Source organism: Microbacterium sp. NPDC055521, assembly GCF_053619695.1.
This window is the reverse complement of sequence record NZ_JBSHJX010000008.1, coordinates 119,882-146,824: the sequence shown is the minus strand read 5'-3', so window position 1 is coordinate 146,824 and position 26,943 is coordinate 119,882. Positions and strand designations below refer to the sequence as shown.

Genomic DNA, 26,943 nt, shown 5'->3' with positions numbered 1-26,943 from the left:
GGTGCCGATGGCATCCGCCCGCTCTTCTGTTCTCGCGTGATCAGCCCGCCGCGATCTCGGGCGTGGTCGAGATGCCGCCGCCGGTGTTGACGCTGACCGACACCTTCTCGCCGCGCGGGGCGTGCTCGAAGGCGAACTTGCCGTCGACGACGTCGACCTTCACGTGGTCGCCGGTGTTCAGCTGGCCGTGCAGGATGCGCTCGGAGAGCTGGTCCTCGATCTCGCGCTGCATGGCGCGACGCAGCGGACGCGCGCCGAGGGCGGGGTCGAAGCCGATGTCGATGAGCTTGTCCTTCGCGGAGTCCGACAGCTCGACGGTCATGTCGCGGTCGAGCAGGCGGTCGGCGAGCTGCTTGGTGAACAGGCCGACGATCTGACGCAGCTCGTCCTTGTTCAGCTGCGGGAAGACGATGATGTCGTCGAGGCGGTTGAGGAACTCGGGCTTGAAGTGGCGCTTGAGCTCTTCATCGACCTTGCCCTTCATCCGCTCGTAGGTCGTCTGCGAGTTGCCCTCGATCTGGAAGCCGACCGGACCACCGGCGATCGCCGACGAGCCGAGGTTGGTCGTCATGATGATCACGGTGTTCTTGAAGTCGACCACGCGGCCCTGACCGTCGGTCAGTCGACCCTCTTCGAGGATCTGCAGCAGCGAGTTGAAGATGTCGGGGTGTGCCTTCTCGATCTCGTCGAACAGCACGACCGAGAACGGCTTGCGGCGCACCTTCTCGGTGAGCTGGCCGCCCTCTTCGAATCCGACGAATCCGGGAGGGGCTCCGAACAGGCGCGAGACGGTGTGCTTCTCACCGAACTCGCTCATGTCGAGCGAGATGAGCGCAGCCTCGTCGTCGAAGAGGAACTCCGCGAGGGCCTTGGCGAGCTCGGTCTTGCCGACGCCGGTGGGGCCGGCGAAGATGAACGAGCCGCTGGGGCGCTTCGGGTCCTTCAGACCGGCACGCTGGCGGCGGATCGTGCGGCTGAGGGCCGCGATCGCCTCTTCCTGGCCGATGACGCGCTGGTGCAGCGCCTTCTCCATGAAGACGAGTCGGCTGGACTCCTCTTCGGTGAGCTTGAACACCGGGATGCCGGTCGCCTGGGCGAGCACCTCGGCGATCAGGCCCTCGTCGACGACCGCCTGGGTCGCGACGTCGCCCGAACGCCACTGCTTCTCGAGGCGCAGCCGCTCGCCGAGCAGCTCCTTCTCCTGGTCGCGCAGAGCCGCGGCCTTCTCGAAGTCCTGCTCTTCGGACGCTGCCTCCTTGTCCTGACGGACCTTCGCGATCTTCTCGTCGAACTCACGCAGCTCGGGCGGCGAGGAGAGGATGCTGAGGCGCAGGCGCGCGCCCGCCTCATCGATCAGGTCGATCGCCTTGTCGGGCAGGAAGCGGTCGGACACGTAGCGGTCGGCGAGGTTCGCCGCGGCGACGATGGCGCCGTCGGTGATCTGCACCTTGTGGTGCGCCTCGTAGCGGTCGCGCAGTCCCTTGAGGATGTTGATCGCGTGCGGCAGGGTCGGCTCGTTCACCTGCACGGGCTGGAAGCGACGCTCGAGCGCGGCATCCTTCTCGAAGTACTTGCGGTACTCGTCGAGGGTGGTGGCGCCGATGGTCTGCAGCTCGCCGCGGGCGAGCAGCGGCTTCAGGATGGATGCGGCGTCGATCGCCCCCTCTGCGGCGCCCGCGCCGACGAGGGTGTGGATCTCGTCGATGAAGACGATGATGTCGCCGCGGGTGCGGATCTCCTTCGTGACCTTCTTCAGGCGCTCCTCGAAGTCTCCGCGGTAGCGGGAGCCGGCGATGAGCGAGCCGAGGTCGAGCGAGTAGAGCTGCTTGTCCTTGAGCGTCTCGGGCACGTTGCCCTTGACGATCGCCTGGGCGAGGCCCTCGACGACGGCGGTCTTGCCGACGCCGGGCTCGCCGATGAGGACGGGGTTGTTCTTCGAGCGGCGCGAGAGGATCTGCATGACCCGCTCGGCCTCCTTCTCGCGGCCGATGACCGGGTCGAGCTTGCCGTCACGCGCAGCCTGGGTGAGGTTGCGGCCGAACTGGTCGAGCACCTGCGAGCCGCCTTGGGCAGCGGCGGGACCCTCGTTCGCCTGAGCGCCGACGGATGCCGTCTCGCGGCCGGGTGCGCCCGAGAGCAGCTGGATGACCTGCTGGCGGACCTTGTTGAGGTCGGCGCCGAGCTTGACCAGCACCTGGGCTGCGACGCCCTCGCCCTCGCGGATGAGGCCGAGGAGGATGTGCTCGGTGCCGATGTAGTTGTGGCCGAGCTGCAGCGCTTCGCGCAGGCTCAGCTCGAGCACCTTCTTCGCGCGCGGCGTGAAGGGGATGTGGCCGGTCGGCTGCTGCTGCCCCTGGCCGATGATGTCCTGCACCTGCTCGCGCACGGCGTCGAGGGAGATGCCGAGGCTCTCGAGGGCCTTGGCGGCGACACCTTCGCCCTCGTGGATGAGGCCGAGCAGGATGTGCTCGGTGCCGATGTAGTTGTGGTTGAGCATCTTCGCCTCTTCTTGGGCGAGGACGACGACCCGGCGGGCTCGGTCGGTGAATCTCTCGAACATGCTGTGACTCCTTTTCGCGCGGGGCGAAGCGGCGGTGGCGCCGTGTACATCGAGAGTAACGACCGCGGCGGGGTGGAATGCCCGTGTTCGCCGTCGGCATACCCCGAGCCCACTCTGGGTCCCCGAGCCCACCCTGGGCCCCTCAGCCCCCTTTGGGCCCCTGAGCCTGCCGAAGGGCCACCCCCGCCTCGCCACCCTCAGCCCCACTCTGCGCACTCAGCCCCCTTTGGGCCCCTGAGCCTGCCGAAGGGCCACCCCCGCCTCGAAACACCCGGCCATTGAGCGAGCGCAGCGAGTCGAAATGCCCCCACCTGTTGACGACGCATATCGACAGCCGTTATGTTAACGAAAGCCGATAACAACGACTATCGATATGGAGCACCCATGAAGACCACCGACAGCGCTCCGGCGGAGCGCACGCTGAGCAGGGGCGACACGGTCAGCCTGGCGCTGTTCGTCATCGCCGGCCTGGCGATCGCCGCATGGACGGTATGGAACGTCGCCGTCCGCATCGTCGAACTGGTCGGTGGCGGCCCGCTCGACGTTCTTGTTGAGTTCATCGACACGACGGCCGATGCGCAGATCGGCGACACAACCTTCCCGGTCGAGCTGGATAGAGGCGCCATCACGGTGACGGGACTCGACGCCGTGGGCGTCGCGTCGGGCGTGCTGGGCCAGCTGGCCTTCGGCGTCACGATCGTCGTCGTGGTGGCCTGCCTGATCGCCCTGAGCCGCAACATCCTGCTCGGGCGGGTGTTCGGCAAGACCAACACGCGGCTCGCGGCCATCGGCGGCGGAGTCGGCCTGGTCGGTGCCGCGGCAGCGCACCTCTTCGACACCATGCTGGCGAACGCGGCGATGGCTCACGCCGTCGACGGGCCCTTCGACACGGCCGTGATCTCGGTCGAGCCGTTCACCTTCGTGCTCACCGCGTTCGCCCTGGCCGTGGTCGGTTCGGTGTTCGTGGTCGGCGACCGCTTGCAGCGCGAGACGGAGGGCCTGGTCTGATGCTTCTTTCATCCGCAGACCTGCTGTCCGGACTGGGCTGGCTCGGAGCCTGGCTCAGCGTCGCCGCGCTCGTCGCGGCGGTCTCGATCTGGCGTGCGCGTCGACACGGCAGCACGACGCTGGCGTTGGACGTCACCCGGAGCGCGTCGTGGCTGTACCTCTTCCTCGTAGCGCTCGGCCTCGTGCTCAGCGGAGTGCAGATCCTGAGCGGTCCGGGTGTCGTGCTCTCGGATGCCACCTATCTCGCTGTGCAGGAGCAGGAGGATGCGCTCGCGTCGAGCGCTTGTCTGGATTCGCTGGAAGACGGAGGGCTGCTGTGCGGTTCGCTGGTGGGGCCGATCCCCTTCAGCATCCGGCTGCTGATCTACGTCGGCACGGTGCTCAGCCTCGTGGCATCCGCGGCTGTGGCCTGGGCGATCTACAACGCGACCCGGCGTGCCGGTGAGCGGGAGCCGTTCCACCGCAGTGTGTCTCGCACGTTCGGGGCGATGGCGATCGTGATGATGCTCTCCGCTGTGTTCGGCGATCTGCTGCAGCAGATCGGGATGACTCTGGCCGTGCGCTCGTTGGATTGGTCTTCGGACGCCACCCTGATTCCGTTCGAATTACGCATCGAGCTGTGGCCGTTCGCCGTGGCCGTCGGATTGTTCGCCCTGTCGGCGATCTTCCGCTACGGAGCGCAGCTGCAGAACGAGCGCGAGCAGCTGCGGCGCGAGACGGAGGGGTTGGTGTGACGCCGGCAGAGGTGGACGACGAGTTCACGGGCATCCACTGCCGCCTGGACGAGCTGCTCGCAGAGCGCGGGATGACGCTGACCGAGCTGAGCGCGCGCGTCGGGGTGAGCATCGTGAACCTCTCGGTGCTGAAGAACGATCGTGCGCGGGCGATCCGATACTCGACCTTGCGGGCGATCTGCGATGCGCTGGAGTGCGATGTCGGCGACCTGCTCGTCGTGAAGGACCGTTGATGCCGGCGAGTGGGTTCGAGTACACCGCGCGCGTGTACGGGCGATGACCCGCCGTGCTGCGCAGCCCTCGCGCCGAACAGTTCTCGGCCGTCGCTGAGCGGGATGCGCGAGGCGCCATGGCGCGGTGGACGGGCAACTACCGCCGCGGCGATGAGCGCCCTGCGAAGCAGCATCCACGCCATCGCCGCTGAGCGGACGCTTCGGAAGCCCGTCCGACCGCGTCAGGCGATGGCCGGCCGGAACCGCAACGGCGGTGGCCCGAGCGCACCCCACGCGTAGGAAAGGAAGCCTCTCGCGCGCAGCGCGCGCACTCCTCCCCCGGGATCGTGAAGCCGGAAATCGTCTTTGCCGTCGCGCGTGACGCGCCATCCGCCGTGGTGCAGTTCCATGTGGTGGAAGCGGCAGAGCAGTATCCCGCGATCGATGTCGGTGCGCCCGCCGTCGCGATGCCATTCGTCGATGTGGTGCGATTCGCAGTACGAGGCGGGGCGGTCGCATCCCGTCCACCGGCATCCACCGTCGCGCAGGGCGAGGGCGATGCGCTGCCGAGGCGTGAAGAGACGCTGCTCTCGGCCTACGTCGAGCGGATTGCCGCACGCGTCGACGCGGACGGGCACGATGCCGGAGTCGCAGATGTGCTGATCGATCATGGCATCCGGAACCGCGCCGAGTCCGTCTTCGGAGTAGCCGACGCGCGCGCCGTCGCCGTCGACCACCTGCACCAGTCGCACCCCGGCCTGCCGTGTGCCGAACACGTCTTTCGCGTCGGCAAGCGCGCCCGCGCGAAGAAGGTCGATGATGAGGTCGTACTGCAGCTGCTCGTTGGTGCGCGGATCGTCTGTCAGGGCTTTGGCCCTGGCCTGCTCTTCCGAGTCCACGAATCGTGGGCCACCCCTGCGTGGCCGCAGCGCAGCATCGATGAGCGTGCCGACGAGCGCCGCGCCGTGATCGTCGTAGGCGATGCTGGCGCGACGCACGCCGTACTGGTCGGTCCACACACGGTAAGAGCGATTCTCGTATCGATCGCGGAACCGCTGCTCAGCACCTTCGGGGTCGAGCAGGTCGCGGATCGCCCTGGCCGCGGCGCCGAGCTCTTCGGCGGTGCGCTCGCCCGCTTCGGCGACGAGTTCTTCGGCGGCCTGCGCCCACGCGGCGCGGACGTGGTCGTCGGCGTCGCGTCGCTGCTGCTCGTCGACGATTCCGTCGACGGCTGGCGGCTCGCCGAGTCCTCTTTCGATGACGTCGAACTGGGTCGTGCTGATGCGCCCGTCCCGGCGCGCAGCGCGCAGCGGCTCGCGCCAATCGATCGGCCGCCACGTGGCATCCGGATCGGCAGAAGCATCCGGATGCTCGGCACCCGCGCCCGACGAATCCGGCTCCCCGCCGAGCATCGCCTCGCCGACGCGCACCTGCCGGGAGGCGTCTGCCTTGCTCGAGCCGGTGATCTTCTGCACGAGCGAGGCAGCGGTGCGATGGCCCTCTTTCTGCGCGGCGCCGGAGTGGCCGGCGTCGCGGCGCGAGCGGGTGGCGATGACGCCGACCGCGATCAGCCGCAGCTGCTCGGCGTGCTGCAGCGCTTCGTTGGCTTCACGCAGGACGGCGACGACCTCGGCATCCGTCATAGCGGTCACCGCGTGCTGCGCCTGCGTGAGCGACGCGCACGCGTCGCCCCGGTCGCGCAGGGTCGGGACGAGCGCCGCGACCTCGGTGAAAGTTGCCATACTTCATCGTCGCAGGGGCCACCGACATTGGTATGAACACGCGAGTCCGCGCTGACAGCGGGTCGGTCAACCCGTCAAGCCGTACTGCAGAATGTACGCGTCGAAGGCCGGGATGAACTCGGCCTCGGTCACGATCGGTATGCCGTGCGTGCGGGCTGTCCTCGCCTTGCCGGATTGGCTCGCCGGGTCTTGCGCGACCAGCACGACGCAGTTCTTCGTCACGCTGCCTGTCACGAACCCGGCGTCAGCGAGCGCCCGGGCCCACGCCTCGCGGGGCCTGCTCGAGGTTCCCGTGAACACCACTCGCGCCCCGGGCGACAAGGTGAATGACGCGCCCGTCGCGACGACGGCATCCGATTCCGCACTTCTGAGCTTCTCGACCCGGCGCTCGACCGGCGTGAAGGCCTGACTTTTCAGAGGCGCGGCGGGAAGCTCCGGCACGGGAAGGTCGAGAATCGTTGCGATCTGAGCGAGCTCGCGGCGTTCGCTTTCACTCACCGTCCCATCGGCGAGGGCTTCCTCCCATGCCGCTGTGACGTATTGGGCGTGCAGCGCGGTGATTCGGTCGGCGTCCAGATGCGCCACTTCGGCGATCGCCTCGAGGCGTGAGTGCTCGACGGTCGAGATCAGCCCGTCCTCGAGGACCCTGGCCAGCATGTCGAGATACACCGCTGCACCCGCGTCATTGAAGTCGAGAGGGATGCTGACGCGCTCCCACAGCGGCAACGCCGCCGTATCGATGAACGCCATCGGCAGCGAGCAGAGCATCGAGCGCATCTGCGTTGGGCGCGCCGGCCATTGCACCTCCAGGGCGTCAACCCCGGATCGGTACTTGCACCCGGGTGCGTTAACCCTGGCACATGTCGCCCACATTCCTCACGCTTGACAGGTGCCCCGCGTCCCCTCCCCTGCTGCCGCTCGCATCGGCGAGCTGATCGCGGACGAGCGGGTGCGCCGAGGCCTCACCCAAGACGACCTCGCACACCTCACGCGCATCGACTCGTCGAACATCCGCGGCTACGAGAAGGGCCGTTTCGACTCGCTTCGCTCGCTCAACGACCGGGAGGGTGTCCGCTCTGCGACCGGGCGGGGTGGGCGGAGCGACCGCGGCCCGGGCCGGGGGGACCCGGCCCCGTCATCCTTCGTCACATCTATTCTCTGGAATACGTCGTTCCGCATAGCGTTTACTCCACACGACGCGCACTCCGCGCAAACAATTGGAGTCCTCTTGAGCACCTCATCTTCCATCGCGCGCGCCCAGAAGGCGCCCGACACCCCAAGCCCGGCACGCAAGCTGCTGACCTCGTTCGGGTTCCAGATCATCGCCGCCCTCATCCTGGGCATCGGTGTCGGCCTAATCGCCGTCTCGCTCGGCGCGAGCGGCACCAACCCGACGGTGCTGTCCGACACGCTCGACCGCATCGGCAGCTCGTACGTGACGCTGCTGAAGGCGGCCGTGGTTCCCCTCATCTTCACGGCGATCGTCGCGAGCATCTCCAACCTGCGTCGCGTGCAGAACGCCGCGCGCCTGGCCGGTCAGACGATCCTGTGGTTCGGCATCACCGCGTTCATCGCCGTGATCATCGGCATCACGCTCGGCCTGGTCATCCAGCCCGGCGCCAAGGCGGGCGCGGGCCTCGACACGGGCGACCCGTACACGGTCGGCACGTGGTGGAACTTCCTGCTGGGCCTGATCCCGCAGAACTTCCTCGGCCTCAACGTGTCGACGGGTCCCGGCCCGGTCGAGGGCACGCTCGTCTCGAACGTGAACTTCAACATCCTGCAGGTCATCGTGGTGGCCGCCGTCGTCGGCATCGCAGCCCTCAAGGCCGGCCGCAAGGCCGAGCCGTTCCTCGCCTTCACCGAGTCGCTGCTCAAGGTCATCCAGCGCGTGCTGTGGTGGATCATCCGCATCGCCCCGCTCGGCACCTTCGGCCTCATCGGCTCAGCCGTCGTCAAGTACGGCTGGGACAAGCTGACCTCGCTCGCCTGGTTCGCCGCGGCCGTCTACATCGGCCTCGCCCTCGTGATCTTCGTGGTCTACCCCATCCTCGTGAAGACCCACGGCCTGTCGATCAAGCAGTACTTCTCGGGCGTCTGGCCCGCCGTGCAGCTGGCCTTCGTCAGCCGCTCGTCGATCGGCACCCTGCCCCTCACCGAGCGCGTCACCGAGCGCAACCTCGGCGTGCCCCGCGGCTACGCCTCGTTCGCCGTGCCGCTCGGCGCGACCACCAAGATGGACGGCTGCGCCGCGATCTACCCGGCCATCGCCGCGATCTTCGTCGCGCAGTTCTTCGACATCCAGCTGAGCTTCATCCAGTACCTGCTGATCGTCATCGTCTCGGTCGTCGGCTCTGCCGCGACGGCCGGCACCACCGGCGCGGTCGTGATGCTGACGCTCACCCTGTCGACCCTGGGCCTCCCGCTCGAGGGCGTCGGCCTGCTGCTCGCCATCGACCCGATCCTCGACATGGGCCGCACCGCGGTCAACGTCGCGGGCCAGGCGCTGGTCCCCACCATCGTCGCCAAGCGCGAGGGCATCCTCGACGAGGAGCTCTACAACGCTCCGCGCAACGGCCTGCCGTTCGCCGACGACGTGGACGACGAGACGGATGCCGCAGAGCCGGATGCCACGAAGGAGCCGGCCGGCGCACGCTGACCACTTCCCCTTCCTCCGCAGAGCGCCTCGCCCCGTCCGGGGCGGGGCGCTTTCGGCATCCGGATGCCGGGAACCGCGCTCTCAGCGCGCCCGACGCTCCTGCTCCAGCTCACGGCGCAGGTCGCCGTTCTCGTCTTCCAGCTCGAGCACCCGCCCGATGCCGGCGAGGTTCACCCCGGCATCGCGCAGCTCGGCCACCCGGCGGAGGCGGTCGATGTCATCGTCGCTGTACCGCCTCGTGCCGCCGTCGCTGCGGAACGGCGCGAGCAATCCGCGCCGCTCATACAGCCGCAGCGTCGCCTCGGGAACGTCGGCGAGATCGGCCGCCACGGCGATCCCGTACAGCGGAGTTGCGGCGTCGCGCGGGGACATCTGGCATCCGTTCCGGGTACTTGAAATCTGTCTAACTCGGGGCTATAAATATACAGCAACGGATGCAGATTTCCTGCATCCGACATCAGAGCCGCCGCCCGGCGGCCCATAGTGAGAGGAGAACACCATGGCCATGACCCTCGACCCGATCAGTCAGCTCGATCGATTCGCCGCGAGCGTGCTGGACTCCGTACGCGCCCCGCGCGTGATGCCCGTCGACCTCTGCCGCGACGGCGACCGCTATGTCCTGCATGCCGACATCCCGGGCGCCGACCCCGGCTCGATCGACGTCGATCTCGACGGCTCGCAGCTGTCGATCCGCGCGCAGCGCACCGCCGACACCGGCGAGGGAATGCGCTGGATCGCCCGCGAGCGCGGCACCGGAAGCTACTTCCGCCAGTTCACTCTCGGCGACGGAGTCGACCTCGAGCGCATCAGCGCGTCGTACGACAGCGGCGTGCTCTCGGTGATCATCCCGGTCAGCGAGCGCGCGAAGCCGCGTCGCATCCAGGTCGAGTCGACCGACACCCGTGAGGCGATCAGCGCCTGATCCGCGCAGCGGGGAGCGCCCCGCCCGGGCGCTCCCCGCTCTGATCCGGAAAGGACCCTTTCATGTCCCCGTCACCTGCACTCCGTCGATTCCTCGCCGACATGGAGTTCCCGGCCACGAGAGACGACCTGCTGCGTGAGGCCGTCCGCGACGGGCTCGACCGCGATGACATCGCCGCCCTCGAGCAGCTCCGCGGCTACAGCTACAGCGCCCGCTGGCAGATTCTCACCGCGCTGCGCCTGGGCCGCCCATCGGCCGACTCGCTCGTCGCGGCCTGACGCCGCTGCCCGCCCCGGGCAGCACCTGCTCAGGTGCGCAGGGCCATCCTCGTGTCGAGCGCGAGCTCTTCGGCATCCATCGCCGCGATCAGCTCGTGCATGACCTCTTCACTGAGGTTGCCGGCGCGGCGCTCCTCGAGCAGCAGGTCGCGGCGCGCCGACAGCCAACCCTTCGCCATCGCCGCGAACTGCTCCGGCGAGGGACGCACCGTCTCCTCGCCCGCCTGGTCGGCGCCCGCCTGCATGCGCACCAGACGCTCGGCGTACGAATCGAACGCAGGCAGCTGATCCTCGCCGTACTCCCGAGCCCATGTGCGCCTCGCCTCGCGCAGGTAGGCCTTGCCCACCTCACGGCTGCGCTCGCGCACCGCCTCGAGCTGCCTGGCATCCTCCTTCGCCTCTTCGTCGTCGACGACGCCCAGCACGCGGATCAGCCAGGGCAGCGTCAGCCCCTGCAGCAGCAGCGTGCCGACGGTCACGGCGAACGCGACCACGACGATCGCGTCAGACGCGACCGCGTCGAGACCTGCCAGGTCGGCGGCGGCGAGCGCGGTCGCCAACGTCACCACCCCGCGCATCCCGGCCCACGAGATCACCGCGTTGTCGCGCCACGAGAGCCGGGTCTCGGTCAGGCGGCGGCGCAGCTGATCCTCGGTGAGCGGATGCCGTCGACCCCACCCTTCGGCGAGGGGAAGCACCTTCTTGGCCGCCGACATCTTCTCCCACCTGCGCAGACGCAGCGTGGTCCAGCGCTGCCCCCACGCTCCCGCCGGGTAGACGAACAGCGGCCGCACGGTCAGCACCGCCAGCAGCACGACGACCGCGAGCAGCACGATCGTGCCACCCTCGCCGTCCTTCAGCTCACCGACTACTCGCGGCAGCTGCAGCCCGATGTACGCGAACACGAACGACTCGAGCAGGAAGTCGGCCGACAGCCACAGCGGCGCCTCCTGCTGCCGCGTCGCGTAACTCGTCTTCGGGGCGTTGAAGCCGACGAACAGCCCCATCGCGACGACCGCCAGCACGCCCGAGCCGAGCAGCTGCTCAGCGATCGCGTAGGCGCCGAACGGCGCCAGCAGACCGAAGGTGCCGTTCACGACCGGATCGTCCACGCGCATCCGCAGCTGGTGCAGCACGATGCCGAACACCATCCCGACCGCCACTCCGACCACCACGGCGAGCGCGAACTGCCAGATTCCGTCCCAGAGCGACACCGTCGCCCCGGCGACGATCGCGGCGAACACCCGGAACATGGTCAGCGAGGTGGCGTCGTTGATCAGGCTCTCCCCCGACAGCACCGTCATGATGCGCCGCGGCAGGCCGAGCCGGCGTCCGATCGACGCCGCGGACACGGCATCCGGAGGGGCGACGATCGCGCCGAGCAGCAGGGCGCCCGGCAGAGTCAGCTCGGGCATGATCCACCACGCCAGCAGCCCCACGACGACAGCAGTGACGACGACGAGACCGATGCCCAACCGACGGATCTGCGGCATCGCGCGACGGAAGCTCAGAAACGACACATCGAGCGCTGCTGAGTACAGCAGCGGCGGCAACACGATGTTCAGCAGCACGTGGCCGTCGATCGCGACATCCGGAACGAAAGGGAGGAAGGATGCCAGCAGCGCGACGACCGTGACGAGCAGCGGTGCGGGCCACCCGCGTCCTCGGGCCACGGCTGCGACTGCGACAGCGCCGACGACGATGAAGAAGATGCTGGACTCCATTCCAGGAAGGGTACGCCGGGGATCCGCCCGTGGTGGGGATCAGAACCGATCGACATTCGCCATGAGGTGCTCCACATCGGCATCCGGGGTCTGGCGGAAGTCGACGTAGTGCATTCCGACGGCCATGAAGTCGCCGGGCACGGCGAGGCAGACGATCTCATCGGCGACTCCGCGCAGTGACTCGATCGCCTCGGGCGCGCCCACCGGTGTCGCCGCGATGATCCGGCGCGCACGCCGCGCGCGTGCGATCTCGCAGGCGACGCGCATCGACGCGCCGGTGGCGACGCCGTCGTCGACGATCAGCGCGACGCGCCCGGCGAGCGGCACGACATCGCGTCCGCCGCGGAACCGTTGCGCGCGCCGCGCCACCTCGGCGCGCTCGCGCGACTCAGCCGCGGCCAGCACCTTCGGGGTGGTGCCGGATGCCGCGATGACGTCGTCATTGCGCACCACGGCACCCTCCTCCCCGACGGCGGCCATCGCGAGCTCCGGATGCCAGGGCACGCCGACCTTGCGCACGACGAGCACGTCGAGCGGGGCGCGCAGCGCGCTGGCCACTTCGGCTGCCACCGGCACTCCGCCGCGGGGCAAACCCAGCACGACGAGCTCACCCGAGGTCTGCGCGAGGGCGTCCGGGTGCTCCCTCAGCCGCTCGGCGAGGCGGCGACCGGCATCCGTCCTGTCTGCGAAGAGGCGCATGCCTTCGGCCTACGCCTCGCCGTGACGCCGGTCAACCCCGTGTCGCGGAATGCGCAGCCACGGTGCGTGGTTGAGGCTGATGATGACTGCACTCTCCTTCTCGGTTCTCGATCTCGTCCCCGTCCGCTCACGCCAGACCAGCGCGCAGGCCGTCGCGTCGTCGATGGCTCTCGCGCAGCATGCCGACGCGCTCGGACTCGCCCGCTACTGGTTCGCCGAGCACCACAACATGCCCTCCGTGGCATCGACCACTCCCCCGGTTCTCATCGCGGCTGCCGCGGCTCGCACGCAGCGGATCCGCGTGGGTTCAGGTGGCGTGATGCTGCCGAATCACGCGCCGCTCATCGTCGCCGAGCAGTTCGCCGCGCTCGAGGCGCTCGCCCCGGGGCGCATCGACCTCGGCATCGGCCGCGCCCCCGGCAGTGACCCGGTGATCACACATCTGCTGCGCCAGTCCGGCACCACCGGAGACGTCGAGCGCTTCCCCGCCCACGTGCAGGACATCGCCGCGATGCTCCAGCCCGACGGCGCGACGGTGCGCTTCACCAGCGGCGGCGAATACGGTGTGAAGGCCACGCCCGTGGCATCCGGGTCCCCCACGATCTGGCTGCTGGGATCGAGCGACTACTCCGCCCAGCTCGCGGCCTCGCACGGCCTGCCCTACGTGTTCGCGAACCACTTCGCGGGAGTCGGGCTCGAGCGCGCGCTCGATCTGTACCGGTCGCAGTTCCGCCCCTCCGAGGCGCTGGCCGAGCCACTGACCTTCCTCACGGCGAACGTGGTGGCAGCTCCCTCGGCAGACGAGGCGGCGGAGCGCGCCCTGCCGCAGCTGCGCGCGATGGCGCGGCTGCGCGGCAACAAGCCGATGCAGGTTCTCGAGACGGTCGAGGAGGCGCTGGCCGCGCCTTCGGATGCTCAGGAGCAGACCCTCATCGACGCGATGCGTCAGCGGTGGTTCATCGGCTCGGGTGATGACGTGCGTTCGTCGCTGGCCGCGTTCGTTGCGCAGCACGGCGTCGACGAGATCATGATCTCGCCCGTGGCCGGCGCGTACGACGCCGAACCGCTGGACGCGACACCGGGTCGGATGCAGACGCTGGACCTGCTGGTGGCTGCGCAGCCAGAGATGCATTCGTCTGGCACGGGCACCGTCGCACCGGCGTAATCCATCCCGGGCTCATGATCACGCGGGCCGGGGATGGGTTCGGCTGGTCAGCACGGGCTGACAGCGCACTTTTCCATCCCCGGCCCGGCCGTCCCCGCCAGCACCGGCGGTCGGCATGACTGCTTCTGCACAGCAGACGGTGCCGGTTCTCTTGCCCACCACGACCGGGGATCGTCGCTCGCCCGGGATGCGCGCTCGGTCATCATGGCCGGATGCACCACCGCAGAAAGCTGCCCGCCGCGCTCGGAGACCACTTCGCGCTGCGCGACGCGACGGCCGCCGGAGTCGGCAAGTGGCGTGCCAGTACACCCGACTTGGTACGCCCCTTCAACGGCGTGCGAGCCCCCGCCGAGCCGCATACGTTTCTGCAGAACGTCGCGTGCTACCGGCCTCGGATGCGCCCGCACAACCGTCTCGTCGGCAGATCCGCGATGCGCATCTGGGGCATCCCTCACCCGCGACCCTGGCAGCCGAAGACCAGGAAGAAGCCGCGCGAGCCGATCGAGATCGCGGTTCCGCGCAGTGCGACTCCGCCCAAGACCGCTGGCGTCGTGGGGCGCCGTCTGAACGAAGATCGCGCCACGACCTGGACGGTTCACGGCGTGCGGACAGTCGATCCCGTCGCGGCACTGATCACGTCTGCACACGAACTGAATCTCGAGGCGACGGTGACCGCCATCGAGGCGATCATCACTCGCTCTCTCAACTATCCGGGTCTGGAGCCCGGACGCCCTCGCGTCAGCCGCGCTGAGATCGCGGCGCGGGTCGATTCGTGGGGGTGGTTCACAGGTCGTGAGACGGTTCGCGCTGCGCTCGCCCTCGCCCGCGACGACGTGGAGTCGCCGAAGGAGACTGAGACTCGTCTGATGCTCGTGCGCCACGGTCTGCCGGAACCGGTCGTTCAGCACGACGTGTTCGACGGGCACAGACATGTCGCACGCGTCGACCTGGCCTATCCCGAGTTGAAGATCGGGATCGAGTACGAAGGCGATGGGCACCGGACGAGTCAGGACCAATGGCGTCGAGACATCCAGCGTCAGCGCGAGCTCGAAGCCCTGGGCTGGATCGTCATGCGCCTCACCCAGGAAGATCTCGATGATCCGGATGCTCTGGTCACCCGCATCCGCTCCGCGCTGGCCTCCCGCGGCTGAACGCGTCGTCGCCTTGGGATGCCGTCGGCCGGTTCAGCTGCCCTCCCACCGCACTTTTCCATCCCACACCGTGACGAATGCCGCGTTGGGGATGGAAAAGTGCGGTGCGCGCGTGGCTGCACCAGACTTTCGCATCCCAGCGGATGCAGGATGCCGCGATGCCGGATGCCGCGAAACGCCGCCGGCGACCCGCGCGTCTACGCGTCGGGCTCGCCGTGCAGCAGGGCGCGCAGCCAGTCGCGGGCCTCGACGAAGACGCCGTCGGCGTAGCGCTCGGGGTAGTGCACGATTCGGCGGTCAGCGCGGGGGTACGAGCCGAGGAAGACGACGCGGGGGCTGAACCGGCGGATGCCGAGCAGCGCGTCGGCCATGCGCTCGTCATAGGCGTGCCCGTCGGCATCCACCACGAATCGGTACCGGCCGAGCGCGTCGCCGACCGGCCGCGACTGCAGCAGCGACAGGTTGATGCCGCGGGTCGAGAACTGCTCGAGCATGTCGAGCAGAGCGCCGGGGCGGTCGTCGGGCAGCTCGACGATCAGCGAGGTCTTGTCGGCTCCGGTCGGCTCGCTCGGCGAGGTCGGCTTCGACACGAGCACGAAGCGCGTCACGGCGTTGTCGTTGTCGCCGATCTGCTCTGCCAGCACCTCGACGTCGTGATGCTGCACGATCCCGGGCGCGGCGATGGCGGCCTGAGCGGGCGACGACCCGTCGAGCACGCCGAGGATGGACGCCACATTGCTGGCCGCCGGAACATGAGCGTGCCGGGGCAGGTGCTCGCCGAGCCAGCTGTGGCACTGCGCGTAGGCGACGGGATGCGCGGCGATGACCTCGACATCCTCCAGCCGCACTCCCGGCTTGCCGACCAGCACGAAGTTCACCTTCACCAGGTACTCGCCGATGATGCGCAGCCCCGGCAGCGTGGCGAGCGCGTCGAGCGTGGTCGACACCCCGCCCTCGACGGAGTTCTCGATCGCGATCATCGCCGCGTGACTGCGACCCTCCAGCACGTCGGCGAGCGCCTCGCCGACGTTGTGCACGGCCTTCCAGTCGTGACCGCGAGCCTCGGGCACCTGGTCGAGCGCTGCTTCGGTGAAGGTTCCTGCGGGGCCCAGATAGCTGTAGGTGCGGCGTTCGGTCACCTGGTCAGCCTAGCCCCGCAGCCGCGCGCCCCTTCGAGCCGTGTCATCGCCGTGAACCCCCAGGTCACGGCATCCGCCCCCGGCCGAGGTGCGCGACCGACCAAGGAGGGGCAGACTGTTCCCATGACGAGCCGAGCCGGCCTCCCTGCGGAGGAACAAGACCTCATCGACGTCGACGAGCTGATCGCCGCCTACTACGACCGCATCCCCGACCCGTCCGTGGCCGCGCAGCGGGTCGCGTTCGGCACGAGCGGGCACCGCGGCTCCTCGCTCACGACGAGCTTCAACGAGCAGCACATCGTGGCCACCACGCAGGCCATCGTCGACTACCGCCGCGAGCAGGGAATCCGGGGCCCACTCTTCCTCGGCCGCGACACGCATGCGCTGTCGCTTCCCGCCGAGCGCACCGCGATCGAGGTGCTGATCGGCAACGGCGTCGATGTGCGCGTCGACTCGCGCGACTCGTGGGTGCCCACCCCGGCGCTCAGCCACGCCATCCTCACCAGCAACCGAGGGCGCGCGGCCGACGACCCCGAGCGTGCCGACGGCATCGTCATCACCCCGAGCCACAACCCGCCGCGCGATGGCGGCTTCAAGTACAACCCGCCGAACGGCGGGCCGGCCGACACCGACGCGACCGGCTGGATCGCGCAGCGCGCCAACGCACTGATCGAGGCCGGCCTGGAGGGCGTCCAGCGCATTCCCCACGCCGATATCGACGACGACTCGATCGGCCAGTACGACTTCCGTGACGCGTACGTGCGCGATCTGCCGTCGATCATCGACATCGAGGCGATCAGGCGGGCGGGCGTGCGGATCGGTGCGGATCCCCTGGGCGGCGCGTCGGTCGAGTACTGGCAGCTGATCAAGGACATGCACGGCATCAACCTCACCGTGGTGAACCCCGAGGTCGACCCGACCTGGCGTTTCATGACGCTCGACTGGGACGAGAAGATCCGCATGGATCCGTCATCGCCCAGCGCGATGGCATCGCTCGTGGCGAAGCGCGGCGACTACGACGTGCTCACCGGAAACGACGCCGACGCCGACCGGCACGGCATCGTCACCTCCGACGCCGGCCTGATGAACCCGAACCACTACCTCGCCGTGGCGATCGACTACCTGTTCTCGCACCGCACCGAGTGGCCGCGCGACGCCGCGATCGGCAAGACCCTCGTGTCGTCCATGATCATCGACCGCGTCGCCGAGTCGCTCGGCCGTCGCCTGCTGGAGGTTCCCGTCGGGTTCAAGTGGTTCGTGCCCGGCCTGCTCGACGGCTCGGTCGCGTTCGGCGGCGAGGAATCGGCCGGAGCCTCGTTCCTGCGCATGGACGGCACCGTGTGGTCGACCGACAAGGACGGCATCCTGCTCTGCCTGCTCGCCGCCGAGATCATCGCTGTGACCGGCAAGACGCCGTCGGAGCGCTACCGCGAGCTCGAGCAGGCCTTCGGCGCGTCGGCCTACCAGCGCGTGGACGCCCCGGCGACGCCGGAGCAGAAGGCGACGCTCGGCAAGCTGGCTCCGGATGCCGTGAGCGCGACCGACCTGGCCGGCGAGCCGATCACGGCGAAGCTGTCGCATGCACCGGGCAACGGGGCGGCGATCGGCGGGCTGAAGGTGCAGACCGAGCATGCGTGGTTCGCCGCGCGCCCCTCGGGCACCGAGGACGTCTACAAGCTGTACGCCGAGAGCCTCAAGGGTCCGGAGCACCTCGCGCAGGTGCAGGAGGAGGCGCGCGCCGTCGTGTCGGCTGCCCTCGGCGGCTGACGCGGCGCCAGTTCGGCGCCGAGTCGGCCGCAGGACCGGATGCCGGTCCGCGCCGACGGGTCAGCGGCGAGCGGCGGCGAGCCGCCGTCCCGCCTCGAGCAGCCATCTCTGCGGGTCGGCCAGCGCTGCAGCTCCCGACCCGGCCAGCTCGGTGAGCGAGCGGATCTCGGCGAAGAACCCGATGTCGGCGTCGTCGTCGATGCGCCCGGCGACGAGCAGCGCGTCGACGCCCGCCTCTGCGGCGAGGGATGCCACGAACGACGGCACCTTGCCGTCACCGGACTGCCCGTCGTAGGCGCCTTCCCCGGTCACGACGACATCGGCGCCGGCGATGGCATCCGCGAGCCCGATCAGGTGCGCGACCTCCGCCGCTCCCGGCAGAAGTGCGCCACCCCAGGCGAGCAGCGCTGCGCCGACTCCTCCTGCGGCACCGGCGCCGGGGGTCTGCGGGTCGAGGGCGAGCAGCTCGGCGAGGCGGGCGAGTCCGGCATCCGTCCGCCGCTGATCGGCGATGTCGACCAGCCCCTTCTGCGGGCCGAACACCGCCGCCGCGCCGCGGGGGCCGGTGAGCGGGTTGGTCACGTCGGTGAGCACCCGCACTTCGGGCGCCGAGCGCAGCCCGACCAGGTCGACCGAGGCGATATCGCCGAGACCGCGGGCGCCCGGCACGACCTCCGAGCCGTTGGCGGAGAGGAACCGCGCGCCCAGCGCGCGCAGCATGCCTGTGCCTCCGTCGGTCGACGCGCTCGATCCGATGCCGAGTACCAGCCGTGAGACGCCGTGGTCGAGGGCCGCCGCGATCGCCTGCCCGAAGCCGCGCGAATCCGCATCCCAGGGTCGCAGCTCGTCGAGCAGCTCGATGCCCGACGTCGAGGCGAGGTCGATCACCGCCGTGCCGTCGGGGGCGTCGGCGGTCGACGGCAGCAGCAGCCACGAAGTCTCGACGGGATGCCCGGCAGGGCCGTCGACGGTGATCGGCATCCGCTCGGCCCCCGGAACCGCGGCGGCGAAGGCGGCGAAGGTGCCCTCTCCCCCGTCTGCCATCGGGCGCAGCACCGTCTCGGCCTCCGGATCGACCGTCAGCCACGCGTCCGCCAGCACGCGGGCCGCGTCGGCCGCGGCGATGGTGCCTTTGAAGCTGTCCGGGGCGAAGACGACTCGCGTCACGGAGCCACTCCCGGCGTGCTCTCGCGCACGACCACCTCGAGGGCGGCGGGTGGCTGGGTCCACTCCGGCTCGACGACCGCGCGGAAGGCCTGCTCGCCGAGGTCGCTCAGCGGCACGTGCACGGTCGTCAGCCGCGGGGTGACGTCTCGGCTGACCGGCACGTCGTCGAACCCGCACACGGCGATGTCCTCGCCCACGCGGCGCCCCGCGTCGCGGATCGCCGTCATCGCCCCCACGGCGACCACGTCGCTGAGCGCGAAGACGAGGGTCCCGGCATCCACCCCGTCGGCGAGAGCCGCGGTCATCGCGGCGGCGCCCGCCTCGCGCTCGAACGATCCACGGTGCACGCGATCGACCTGACCGCCCCCGGAGGCGAATCCCGCGGTGAACCCGGCAAGGCGGTCGTCCGAGGTGCGCACGCCTGCGGCCGCGACGATCGCGATCGCGCGCCGGTAGCCGAGCCGTGCCATCTGGATGCCCAGTCGCTCCGCGCCACCGCGGTTGTCGATCCGGATGCTCCGGTCGCCACCGTCGCCGAAGGTGACGGTGCGCCCTCCCAGCGCGCGCAGCGCCGACAGCTCGGCGACGCTCGACGCGCCCTGGTTCTCGGCGCGTGAGGCGGCGAGGATCACGCCGCGCGGGCGCTGACCGCGCAGCGCACGAAGGATGCGCACCTCACGGTCGGGATCGCGTTCGGTGATCGCCACGGTGACGATGAGCCCCGCGGCATCGGCCAAGCGCGCGACGCCGGAGGCGATCAGTCCGAAATACGGGTCGGCGATGTCGGCGACGAGCAGCGCGATGGCCGCCGAAGTGCCCCGCGCGGTGGCCTGCGCCGAGGCGTTCGCGGTGTAGCCGAGCTCGTCGGCAGCCCTCTCGACCCGCTCACGGAACGAGTCGGCCACCTTGCGCTCCGAGCCGTTGAGCACGCGCGAGGCCGTCGCGAGCGAGACGCCCGCCGCGCGTGCCACGTCGTGCAGCGTGGGCGGCGAGGTGCGCACGGACGCGGCGTCGGCGGTCATGGCGACAGCCTAGCGACGCCGGGCATCCCGACCCGTCACCGGGCCGGACGACGCGGGCGAGCCCTCGCGCCCCAGCAGGGCGAGGAGGGTGGCCGCTTCGGACGGCAGCAGCGCGGGGTCGTCGTCGACGACGAACTCCAGCAGCGCGTCGCGCGGTGGCACGGGCTGCGTCGAGGCCGCGACGAAGAGCGGATGCCAGAGGCTCTCGCGCTCGCTCAGACGCAGTCGCGTGTCGAACGGCCACCACGAGAACACGTGCACGGCGCTGGTGTGCACCGCGACCTGCTCGAATTCGTGCAGCGCGACCTCGTCGGGCGCATCGACGGTCGGCTGCCAGTAGGTCGACAGCCCCGGCACGTCGGCGAGCAGCCGCAGCGTCGCAGCCGGAGTGTCGGCCAGCGTGCGACGGTGGAACTCCAGAGCCAGCGCGATGCCGCGCTCGGACGCCTCGGCGACGGCATCCCGAAGTCGCGCGACGATCTGCGCGTAGTGCCGCGGCGTCGCGTCTGCCGACCCGGTGCGACCCGCCCAGATGCGCACGCGGTCCGCACCCAGAGCCTCCGCGCTGTCGACGATCGGCGTGAGCAGCTCGTCGGCACCGGCGCGGAAGTACGAGCCGTACGAGCACACCGCGAGCCCGGCATCCGTCGTCGCCGCCGCGACCTGCGCGGCGCGCTCGGCATCGCCGGGCGGCACGTGCACGTCGCCGCCCCACTCGATCACCTCGAGGCCGGCGGCGGCCGTCCGCGCGACGACTTCCTCGGCGGGGAGCTGCCGGAACGTCACCGAGCACAGTCCCGCTCTGATCATGCGCGCCTCCCCGACGATGCCGACATCCCTACGAAATCACATCGCGCGATCACAGGTGCGGTGAGACCGTGGCGGCGAACGCGTCCGCCGTGCGTGCGACGACCTTCTCGGGCGCATCCGACCAGATGTCGGCGTTGAAGATCTCCACCTCGATGTCGCGGTCGTAGCCGGTCTCGACGACCGCTCGGGTGAGCGAGGCGAAGTCGATGATCCCGTCGCCCATGTAGTGCCGCGAGAGCAGCACGTCGGCGGGGAACGGCGTCTTCCAGTCGCACACCTGGTACGTCGAGATGCGGCCCTCGCGCCCCGCGCGGGCGATCTGCTCGCGCACCTGCGGGTCCCACCAGATGTGGAACGTGTCGACCGCGGCGCCCACCACGTCGGCGTCGAAGTCGGCCGCGATGTCGAGCGCCTGGCCGAGTGTGGTCACCACGCAGCGGTCGGAGCCGAACATCGGATGCAGGGGCTCGATCGCCAGGGTGACCCCGGCGCTCTGCGCGTACGGGGCGAGCACGCCGATGGCATCCCGAACCCGCTCGCGCGCACCGATCAGGTCGCGCGATCCCTCGGGCAGGCCACCCGCGACCAGCACCAGCACAGCCGTGGAGCCGTCGGCTCCCGCCGCGGCCAGAGCGGCCGTCTCGTCGATCGCCCGGCGATTGTCGTCGAGCGCGGCGTCGCGCGCCGGCCCGGCCGGGATGGTGAAGAACCCTCCGCGGCAGTGGGTCGAGAAGCGCAGGCCCGAATCGGTGAGCATCTTCGCGGCGGTGTCGAGGCCGAGCTCGTTCACCGGCTCCCGCCACAGCCCGATCGACTGCACGCCGGCGTCGGCGGTCACCCGAAGGGCGGTGGCGAGGTCAGCGTACTTGATCGTCGCCTGGTTGATCGACAGGCGCGGGTCGGGCCCTTCGAGAGGCTCAGGAACCCGTTCGGCAGCGGCGGTCATGCGTCCAGTCCGTTCAGCGTCAGCATCCCGTGCCAGCGCTCGCGCGCCAGCTCGGGGTTCTCGAGGGCGAGCGAGTCGTTGGCGAGCTCGACGATGCGCGAGAGGTGCGGCAGGCTGCGCGCCGAGTGCAGGCCGCCGACCATCTGGAACGCCGGCTGGTGGCCGTTCAGCCACGACAGGAACGCGACGCCGGTCTTGTAGTAGAAGGTCGGCGCGGCGAAGATCTGGCGGCTGAGCTCTTCGGTGGGACCGAGGATGCGGCGGTAGGCCGCGTCATCGCCGTCGTCGAGCGCCTGGATCGCCGCCGAGGCCACCGGTGTGATCGCGGCGAACGCGCCGAGCAGCGCGTCGGAGTAGGAACGCCGCCCCACCTGCGAGTCGCCGATCAGCGAGACGTAGTTGAAGTCGTCACCGGTGAACATGCGCACGCCCTGCGTTGATTGGGCGGAGGGCAGGCGCTCGCGCACCGAGATCTCACTCTCGGCGTTGAGCAGGCTCATCTTCACGCCGGCGATCTTCGCCGGGTTCTCGTTGATGATGTCGAGCAGCACCTCGGCCGCTTCGGGCCACTCGGTCGATCCGAAGTAGCCCTCCAGCTCGGGGTCGAACGCGGTGCCCAGCCAGTGCAGCACGACCGGGGTCGTGGCGCGCTCGAGCACGGCCCGGTACACGCGGCGGTAGTCGTCGGCCGACTCGGCGACGCGGGCGAGGTGACGCGATGCCATGAGCACCGGGCCGGCGCCCTGCTGCTCGGTGAACTCGAGCTGCGAGATGTAGGCGTCGATGACCTGCTGCAGCGAGATGTGCGTCTCGTCGACGTGGTCGGTGTTCACGCCGACCACGACCGAGCCGCCCTCCTCGCGCGCCACCTCGGCGCTGCGGGCGATCAGCTCGCGCGTCGCGGCCGCGTCGAGGCCCATGTTGCGCTGGGCGGTGTCCATGGCATCCGCCACACCCAGCCCCCACGAGTACACGTTGCGGCGGAACGCGAGTGTGGCGTCCCAGTCGATGTCGGCGGGCCGGCCGGGGGTGTTGTCGGCGTGCACCTTCGGCACGACGTGCGCCGCCGCGTACGCGACGCGGGAGCGCAGCGGCGAGGTCGGGCGCGCGTACGCACCCGCGTCGTTGAGCTCGGCGTGGGAGAGCTCTCCGGATGCCGAGAGCAGGCGCAGCGTGGTCACAGCGACAGCTTCTCGATCGCGACCTTGCGGCCCTCGGCGCTCGAGGTCAGGCCCGCCTCGGCGAACTGCACGCCGCGCGCACCGGCGAGCAGATCGAACGGGTAGTCGGTTCCGAGCACGTACGAGGTGAGGTACTCCTCCCACTGCTGACGGAACCCGTTGAGGAAGACGTCGTTGGTGGGTACGTTCTGCCAGTCGGCGTCGTAGTCGTGGGTGTCTTCGAGGTCGGGATTCCAGACCGGCTTCGGGGTGGCGTTGCGCGGCTGGATCTTGGCGCCGAACAGTCCGACCACGGCCGAGCCGTGCGTGCCGTCGACCTGGAACTCGACCAGCTCGTCGCGGTTGACGCGCACGGTCCACGACGAGTTGATCTCGGCGATCACGCCACCCTCGATCTCGAAGATGCCGTAGGCGGCGTCTTCAGCCGTGGCGGTGTAGTGCTCGCCCTTCTCATCCCAGCGGTCGGCGATGTGCACGGCCGCCTGGGCGTAGACGCTCTTCACCTCGCCGAAGAGGTTCTCGAGCACGTAGTTCCAGTGCGGGAACATGTCGCTGATGATGCCGCCGCCGTCTTCGGTGCGGTAGTTCCAGCTGGGGCGCTGCGCGGGCTGCCAGTCGCCCTCGAACACCCAGTAGCCGAACTCGCCGCGCACCGAGAGGATGCGGCCGAAGAAGCCCGAGTCGATCAGGCGCTTGAGCTTCTGCAGACCCGGCAGGTACAGCTTGTCGTGCACGACGCCGGTCTTCACGCCGGCCTGCTCGGCGAGGCGGGCGAGTTCGAGCGCCTCGTCGAGCGACTCGGCGGTGGGTTTCTCGGTGTAGATCGCCTTGCCGGCGGCGATGGCCTTGCGGATGGCGGATGCCCGAGCCTTCGTCACGAGGAAGTCGGCGTAGATCTCCCACTGCGGGTCGGCGAGAGCCGCGTCGAGGTCGGTGGTGTAGTCGTCGATGCCGTGCTTCGCGGCGAGCTCGGCGAGCTTCGCCTCGCTGCGGCCGACGAGCAGCGGCTTGACGGTGACCTTCGATCCGTCGGGCAGCTCGATGCCGCCCTGGTCGCGGATCGCGAGGATCGAGCGCACCAGGTGCTGCCGGTAGCCCATGCGTCCGGAGACGCCGTTCATGATGATGCCGATCTCACGCACGTCAGTCATGGTGGTCCGTTCTGTGGAGGGTCGAATCCCGTCGGAGAGTCCCGCCGGAGAAGAGTGGGTAAACGCTTTCCCACATAGAAGCATCTTCTTCTCGGCGTCGCAACCTCGCTCAGCCGGCGAGACCGTCGAGCAGGTCGGCGAAGTGGTCGAGGTCCTCGGCCGACCAGCGCCGCAGACGCTCGCCGAGGCGGCTCTCGTACGCCGCCCGCGCGGCGGCGACCCGCTCGACGGCCAGCGGAGTGGCGACCAGGCGGCGCGCGCGCCGGTCGTCGGCATCCCGGATGCTCTCGACCAGCCCCAACTCGGTGAGACGACTCACCTGACGACTTACCGCCGACTTGTCGGTCTGCAGGCGCTCGATGATCTCGCCGGCACTGCCGAGGCCGTTCACGATCGAGACGAGCACCTGGTATCCCAGCGGTTGCAGCTCGGGATGCACGGTGGCAGCCGCCTCGCGCCACCCGATGCGGATCCGCGCGAACAGCCGTCCGAGCTCGCGCTCGACGCGGTGCACCGCATCGTCGAGGGCCGCACCGTCGAGAGGCCCCTCGGTGGCAGGCGGATCAGCCGCGATGTCGCTCACCTCGCCAGCCTAAACCGCGGCGTGTCGGCCCGCTGCCGCCGCAAACCCGCCGAGGCGAGGTCGATTCCGTACGCATCCGCGGCTGAAACCGTACACAGCCGACCCCGCACGCGGTTGAAAGCACGAGACGCCGGTGGCTCAGACCTCGGCGAGCAGGCGGAACGCCTTCGATGCGGCCTGCACCTCATCCGGGGTCAGCTCGGCGAGCACCGCCCGCATCCGCTCGGCGTTCTCCGCCCGCAGCTGGGCGAGCGTCTCCTGCGCTGCGACCGTCGCGGTGAGCACCCGCATCCGTCCGTCGCGCTCGTCGGCGCGTGACTCGAGCAGGCCGAACTCCTCGAGCATCCGGATCTGACGGCTCACCATCGACTTGTCCATCTCGAACAGCTCGGCCAGCTGATGGGCGTTCGCCCCGCCCGTGCGGGCGATGTACGCCAGCAGCTTGTATCCGGAGGGCTGCAGGTCGGAATGCATCCGCGCCGCCGACTCTCGCCACAGCGTCTTCGCGCGAGCGAAGATGAGGTTCAGATGCCCCTGGAAGTCGGCCAGCGCGTCGTCGACGCTCTGCGTCTGCACCTCAGCGCACCTGCTCTCGCACGCGCCCGTCGTTCTCGACCACGCGGATGCTGCCGGTCGATCCGCCGACCTCGGCCTCGGCGACCTCGATCGCCGATCCCTCGGCCTGCTCACGCAGCTGCTCGGCGGAGTTCTTGGTCGAGAGCGGCTTGTTGCGGATGAAGGCGATCGCGATCACGCCGATCACGGCCAATGGCACGGCGATGAGGAAGGCGTCGGCGATGCCCAGCCCGTAGGCCGACTCGACCACCCGTCGGATGCTCTCGGGCAGGCTCGACATGTCGGGCACGTTGCCCGAGCCGAGCGACTTCAGAGCGCTCACCTCGTCGGGCGACTTCGGGACGAACGAGCCGAGGTCGTCCTTGATGTACGTCCCGACGTTGGTGGCGAGGATGGAGCCCATGATGGTCACGCCGATGGTGCCGGCGATGGTGCGGAAGAAGTTCACGCCCGAGGAGGCCGCGCCCAGTTGCTGCGGCGGGGTGTCGTTCTGCACGATGAGGGTGAGGTTCTGCATCACCATGCCGAGGCCCGCACCCAGCACGAACATGAAGGTCGCGACGAGGATGAAGGGGGTGTCCCAGCGCAGCGTGGACATCAGCGAGACGCCGACGAGCGCGAGCACCGAGCCCAGCATCATCCAGCCCTTCCACTTGCCGAAGCGGCTCACGAGCTGCCCGATGATGATCGAGGCACCCATCTGGCCGACGATCATCGGAATGGTCATCAGACCCGACTCCGTGGGCGTCGCGCCGCGCGCGAGCTGGAAGTACTGGGCGAGGAACACCGAGGTGGCGAACATCGAGACGCCGATCGCGATGGAGGCGATCACCGACAGTGTGAACGTGCGGTTCTTGAACAGTGTCATCGGCACGATCGGCTCGGCGACGAAGAACTCGACCGCGATGAACGCGGCGATCACGACGGCGGCGCCGATGCCGAGCACGTAGCTGGTCGACGAGTCCCACTCGAACTGCGAGCCGCCCATCGAGACCCAGATCAGCAGCGCCGAGACGCCCACCGCGAGCAGCGCGATGCCGAGGTAGTCGATCGAGACCTTGACGTTCTGCGGCTTGGGCAGGTGCAGGGTGAGCTGCAGCAGCACGAGCGCGAGCACGGCGAAGGGCACACCGACGAAGAAGTTCGCGCGCCAGCCCCACACGTCGGTGATGAAACCACCCAGCAGCGGGCCGCCGATCGTGGCGAAGGCCATGATCCCGCCGACGACTCCCATGTACTTGCCGCGCTCGCGCGGCGAGATGATGAGGGCGACCGCCACCATGACGAGCGACATCAGGCCGCCCACGCCGATCCCCTGCACCACGCGCACGGCGATGAGCATGTTCGTGTCGGTGGAGAAGCCGGCGATCACCGTGCCGACCGTGAACAGCACGAGCGAGAGCTGCACGAGCACCTTGCGGTCGAGCAGGTCGGCGAGCTTGCCCCAGATCGGGGTCGAGACCGCGGTGGCCAGCAGGCTCGCGGTGATCACCCAGGTGTACTGCGCCTGCGTTCCGCCGAGGTCGGCGATGATGACCGGCAGCGACGTCGAGACGACGGTGCCCGAGAGCACGGCGACGAACATGCCGACGATGAGGCCGGAGATGGCGGTGAAGACCTCACGCGCCGAGCGGGTGGTCGGCGCGTGAGAGGACGGAGGGGAGGAAAGAGAGGTCAAAAGGTGCAGCTCCTGGAAGATGGTTGATCTTTCTCAACCGTATCACTGATCGTTGACAGTCATCAACTA

General features: G+C 69.5%; 25 protein-coding genes. 9 read left to right on the top strand and 16 right to left on the bottom strand.

Annotation, left to right across the window (positions count from 1 at the left end):
• Positions 1–40: 40 nt before the first annotated feature.
• Complete coding sequence (locus ACWGSM_RS09830) at positions 41–2,560, bottom strand: ATP-dependent Clp protease ATP-binding subunit (RefSeq protein ID WP_452322732.1); 2,520 nt, start codon at positions 2,558–2,560, stop codon at positions 41–43.
• 384 nt (positions 2,561–2,944) lie between these two features.
• On the opposite strand from ACWGSM_RS09830, the gene ACWGSM_RS09825 reads away from it, so the two are divergent.
• The 3 genes from ACWGSM_RS09825 to ACWGSM_RS09815 are packed head-to-tail and all read left to right on the top strand — an operon-like array spanning position 2,945 to position 4,535.
• Positions 2,945–3,568 (top strand): hypothetical protein, encoded by a 624-nt coding sequence (locus ACWGSM_RS09825; RefSeq protein WP_452322731.1) that lies wholly within the window; start codon positions 2,945–2,947, stop codon positions 3,566–3,568.
• A complete protein-coding gene (locus tag ACWGSM_RS09820; protein ID WP_452322730.1) occupies positions 3,568–4,302 on the top strand; it encodes a hypothetical protein in 735 nt (244 codons plus the stop codon). Before ACWGSM_RS09825 ends, ACWGSM_RS09820 begins: the two co-directional genes overlap by 1 nt.
• Positions 4,299–4,535: a helix-turn-helix domain-containing protein gene (locus ACWGSM_RS09815; protein ID WP_452322729.1), complete on the top strand. Its 237-nt coding sequence runs from the start codon at positions 4,299–4,301 to the stop codon at positions 4,533–4,535. Before ACWGSM_RS09820 ends, ACWGSM_RS09815 begins: the two co-directional genes overlap by 4 nt.
• Before the next feature lie 221 nt (positions 4,536–4,756).
• Here ACWGSM_RS09815 and ACWGSM_RS09810 read toward each other — a convergent pair whose 3' ends face one another.
• Both ACWGSM_RS09810 and ACWGSM_RS09805 read right to left on the bottom strand, forming a co-directional pair.
• Positions 4,757–6,256, bottom strand: coding sequence for a DUF222 domain-containing protein (locus ACWGSM_RS09810; protein ID WP_452322728.1), 1,500 nt, complete (start codon positions 6,254–6,256; stop codon positions 4,757–4,759).
• A 66-nt stretch (positions 6,257–6,322) separates the two neighbouring features.
• Positions 6,323–7,024: a BRCT domain-containing protein gene (locus ACWGSM_RS09805; protein ID WP_452322727.1), complete on the bottom strand. Its 702-nt coding sequence runs from the start codon at positions 7,022–7,024 to the stop codon at positions 6,323–6,325.
• Between the two features lie 460 nt (positions 7,025–7,484).
• Here ACWGSM_RS09805 and ACWGSM_RS09800 point away from each other — a divergent pair, with 460 nt between their 5' ends.
• The gene (locus tag ACWGSM_RS09800) at positions 7,485–8,915 is read left to right on the top strand and encodes a dicarboxylate/amino acid:cation symporter (RefSeq protein WP_452322726.1); all 1,431 of its coding nucleotides are present in this window, start codon (positions 7,485–7,487) and stop codon (positions 8,913–8,915) included.
• An 81-nt stretch (positions 8,916–8,996) separates the two neighbouring features.
• Here the strand turns inward: ACWGSM_RS09800 and ACWGSM_RS09795 are convergent, their stop codons facing one another.
• A complete protein-coding gene (locus ACWGSM_RS09795; RefSeq protein WP_452322725.1) occupies positions 8,997–9,287 on the bottom strand; it encodes a MerR family transcriptional regulator in 291 nt (96 codons plus the stop codon).
• Between the two features lie 127 nt (positions 9,288–9,414).
• Between ACWGSM_RS09795 and ACWGSM_RS09790 the strand changes: the two genes are divergently transcribed.
• Positions 9,415–9,837, top strand: a complete 423-nt coding sequence (locus ACWGSM_RS09790; RefSeq protein WP_071641774.1) for an Hsp20/alpha crystallin family protein — start codon at positions 9,415–9,417, stop codon at positions 9,835–9,837.
• Positions 9,838–9,899: 62 nt separating this feature from the next.
• Positions 9,900–10,115 (top strand): DUF2795 domain-containing protein, encoded by a 216-nt coding sequence (locus tag ACWGSM_RS09785; protein ID WP_452322724.1) that lies wholly within the window; start codon positions 9,900–9,902, stop codon positions 10,113–10,115.
• A 29-nt stretch (positions 10,116–10,144) separates the two neighbouring features.
• Here ACWGSM_RS09785 and ACWGSM_RS09780 read toward each other — a convergent pair whose 3' ends face one another.
• Together ACWGSM_RS09780 and ACWGSM_RS09775 are read right to left on the bottom strand one after the other, a co-directional pair.
• Positions 10,145–11,839 carry a cation:proton antiporter gene (locus tag ACWGSM_RS09780; RefSeq protein WP_452322723.1) on the bottom strand — a complete coding sequence of 565 codons (1,695 nt, stop codon included), beginning with the start codon at positions 11,837–11,839 and terminating at the stop codon, positions 10,145–10,147.
• A 39-nt stretch (positions 11,840–11,878) separates the two neighbouring features.
• Entirely contained in the window at positions 11,879–12,538 is a 660-nt protein-coding gene (locus ACWGSM_RS09775) for a phosphoribosyltransferase (protein ID WP_452322722.1), read from the bottom strand.
• Between the two features lie 79 nt (positions 12,539–12,617).
• Between ACWGSM_RS09775 and ACWGSM_RS09770 the strand changes: the two genes are divergently transcribed.
• Together ACWGSM_RS09770 and ACWGSM_RS09765 are read left to right on the top strand one after the other, a co-directional pair.
• On the top strand, positions 12,618–13,703 hold the full coding sequence (locus ACWGSM_RS09770; RefSeq protein ID WP_452322721.1) for an LLM class flavin-dependent oxidoreductase: 1,086 nt from the start codon (positions 12,618–12,620) through the stop codon (positions 13,701–13,703).
• 212 nt (positions 13,704–13,915) lie between these two features.
• Positions 13,916–14,854, top strand: coding sequence for an endonuclease domain-containing protein (locus ACWGSM_RS09765; protein ID WP_452322720.1), 939 nt, complete (start codon positions 13,916–13,918; stop codon positions 14,852–14,854).
• Between the two features lie 197 nt (positions 14,855–15,051).
• On the opposite strand, the gene pheA is transcribed toward ACWGSM_RS09765, so the two are convergent.
• A complete protein-coding gene (pheA, locus tag ACWGSM_RS09760; protein WP_452322719.1) occupies positions 15,052–15,993 on the bottom strand; it encodes a prephenate dehydratase in 942 nt (313 codons plus the stop codon).
• Between the two features lie 123 nt (positions 15,994–16,116).
• On the opposite strand from pheA, the gene pgm reads away from it, so the two are divergent.
• Entirely contained in the window at positions 16,117–17,760 is a 1,644-nt protein-coding gene (gene pgm / locus ACWGSM_RS09755) for a phosphoglucomutase (alpha-D-glucose-1,6-bisphosphate-dependent) (RefSeq protein ID WP_452322718.1), read from the top strand.
• Between the two features lie 60 nt (positions 17,761–17,820).
• On the opposite strand, the gene ACWGSM_RS09750 is transcribed toward pgm, so the two are convergent.
• The 9 genes from ACWGSM_RS09750 to ACWGSM_RS09710 all read right to left on the bottom strand — a co-directional run bounded on the left by ACWGSM_RS09750 (position 17,821) and on the right by ACWGSM_RS09710 (position 26,874).
• Entirely contained in the window at positions 17,821–18,927 is a 1,107-nt protein-coding gene (locus ACWGSM_RS09750) for a glycerate kinase (protein ID WP_452322717.1), read from the bottom strand.
• Positions 18,924–19,949, bottom strand: coding sequence for a LacI family DNA-binding transcriptional regulator (locus ACWGSM_RS09745; RefSeq protein WP_452322716.1), 1,026 nt, complete (start codon positions 19,947–19,949; stop codon positions 18,924–18,926). The genes ACWGSM_RS09750 and ACWGSM_RS09745 overlap by 4 nt, the downstream gene beginning before the upstream one ends.
• Before the next feature lie 9 nt (positions 19,950–19,958).
• Complete coding sequence (locus tag ACWGSM_RS09740) at positions 19,959–20,759, bottom strand: sugar phosphate isomerase/epimerase family protein (protein WP_452322715.1); 801 nt, start codon at positions 20,757–20,759, stop codon at positions 19,959–19,961.
• A 49-nt stretch (positions 20,760–20,808) separates the two neighbouring features.
• Entirely contained in the window at positions 20,809–21,705 is an 897-nt protein-coding gene (locus tag ACWGSM_RS09735; RefSeq protein ID WP_452322714.1) for a sugar phosphate isomerase/epimerase family protein, read from the bottom strand.
• Positions 21,702–22,886: a dihydrodipicolinate synthase family protein gene (locus ACWGSM_RS09730; RefSeq protein ID WP_452322713.1), complete on the bottom strand. Its 1,185-nt coding sequence runs from the start codon at positions 22,884–22,886 to the stop codon at positions 21,702–21,704. The genes ACWGSM_RS09735 and ACWGSM_RS09730 overlap by 4 nt, the downstream gene beginning before the upstream one ends.
• Positions 22,883–24,037, bottom strand: coding sequence for a Gfo/Idh/MocA family protein (locus tag ACWGSM_RS09725; RefSeq protein ID WP_452322712.1), 1,155 nt, complete (start codon positions 24,035–24,037; stop codon positions 22,883–22,885). Before ACWGSM_RS09725 ends, ACWGSM_RS09730 begins: the two co-directional genes overlap by 4 nt.
• A 109-nt stretch (positions 24,038–24,146) precedes the next feature.
• Complete coding sequence (locus ACWGSM_RS09720) at positions 24,147–24,620, bottom strand: MarR family transcriptional regulator (RefSeq protein ID WP_452322711.1); 474 nt, start codon at positions 24,618–24,620, stop codon at positions 24,147–24,149.
• Positions 24,621–24,758: 138 nt separating this feature from the next.
• Positions 24,759–25,196: a MarR family winged helix-turn-helix transcriptional regulator gene (locus ACWGSM_RS09715; protein WP_452322710.1), complete on the bottom strand. Its 438-nt coding sequence runs from the start codon at positions 25,194–25,196 to the stop codon at positions 24,759–24,761.
• Position 25,197: 1 nt separating this feature from the next.
• Positions 25,198–26,874, bottom strand: coding sequence for an MDR family MFS transporter (locus tag ACWGSM_RS09710; protein ID WP_452322709.1), 1,677 nt, complete (start codon positions 26,872–26,874; stop codon positions 25,198–25,200).
• Positions 26,875–26,943 lie beyond the last annotated feature (69 nt).